At 57.6% G+C, this 1,548-nt stretch carries 1 rRNA gene (only partly in view); it reads right to left on the reverse strand.

Annotated features, from left to right (window positions below):
- Positions 1–1,548, reverse strand: a 23S ribosomal RNA gene (locus AC07DC_RS41940) (it extends 1,495 nt beyond the left edge of the window).

Genomic DNA, 1,548 nt, shown 5'->3' on the forward strand with positions numbered 1-1,548 from the left:
TGGTTCGATACTGGGCGTTTCAAAGCGGGTACCGGAATATCAACCGGTTGTCCATCGACTACGCCTGTCGGCCTCGCCTTAGGTCCCGACTTACCCTGGGCAGATCAGCTTGACCCAGGAACCCTTAGTCAATCGGCGCACACGTTTCCCACGTGTGTATCGCTACTCATGCCTGCATTCTCACTCGTGTACCGTCCACGACTGGCTTCCGCCGCCGCTTCACCCGGCACACGACGCTCCCCTACCCATCCCCGCACCCGTTAGGGCTTCACACGGGAATGACACGACTTCGGCGGTACGCTTGAGCCCCGCTACATTGTCGGCGCGGAATCACTTGACCAGTGAGCTATTACGCACTCTTTCAAGGATGGCTGCTTCTAAGCCAACCTCCTGGTTGTCTCTGCGACTCCACATCCTTTCCCACTTAGCGTACGCTTAGGGGCCTTAGTCGATGCTCTGGGCTGTTTCCCTCTCGACCATGGAGCTTATCCCCCACAGTCTCACTGCCGCGCTCTCACTTACCGGCATTCGGAGTTTGGCTAAGGTCAGTAACCCGGTAGGGCCCATCGCCTATCCAGTGCTCTACCTCCGGCAAGAAACACGCGACGCTGCACCTAAATGCATTTCGGGGAGAACCAGCTATCACGGAGTTTGATTGGCCTTTCACCCCTAACCACAGGTCATCCCCCAGGTTTTCAACCCTGGTGGGTTCGGTCCTCCACGAAGTCTTACCTCCGCTTCAACCTGCCCATGGCTAGATCACTCCGCTTCGGGTCTTGGGCGCGCGACTCAATCGCCCTATTCGGACTCGCTTTCGCTACGGCTACCCCACACGGGTTAACCTCGCCACACACCGCAAACTCGCAGGCTCATTCTTCAAAAGGCACGCAGTCACGAGACCACATGCAAGCATGTGATCCGACGCTCCCACGGCTTGTAGGCACACGGTTTCAGGTACTATTTCACTCCGCTCCCGCGGTACTTTTCACCATTCCCTCACGGTACTATCCGCTATCGGTCACCAGGGAATATTTAGGCTTAGCGGGTGGTCCCGCCAGATTCACACGGGATTTCTCGGGCCCCGTGCTACTTGGGTGTCGTACAAGCAAGCCGTACAGATTTCAGCTACGGGGGTCTTACCCTCTACGCCGGACCTTTCGCATGTCCTTCGCCTATCCATACGGTTTCTGACTCGCCCAACAGCCGGCAGACTGTTGAAGTACGATCCCACAACCCCGTATACGCAACCCCTGCCGGGTATCACACGCATACGGTTTGGCCTCATCCGGTTTCGCTCGCCACTACTCCCGGAATCACGGTTGTTTTCTCTTCCTGCGGGTACTGAGATGTTTCACTTCCCCGCGTTCCCTCCACATACCCTATGTGTTCAGGTATGGGTGACAGCCCATGACGACTGCCGGGTTTCCCCATTCGGACACCCCCGGATCACAGCTCAGTTGACAGCTCCCCGGGGCCTATCGCGGCCTCTCGCGTCCTTCATCGGTTCCTGGTGCCAAGGCATCCACCGTGCGCCCTTAAAAACTTGCC

The sequence above is a fragment of the Streptomyces sp. NPDC045021 genome, assembly GCF_056432645.1.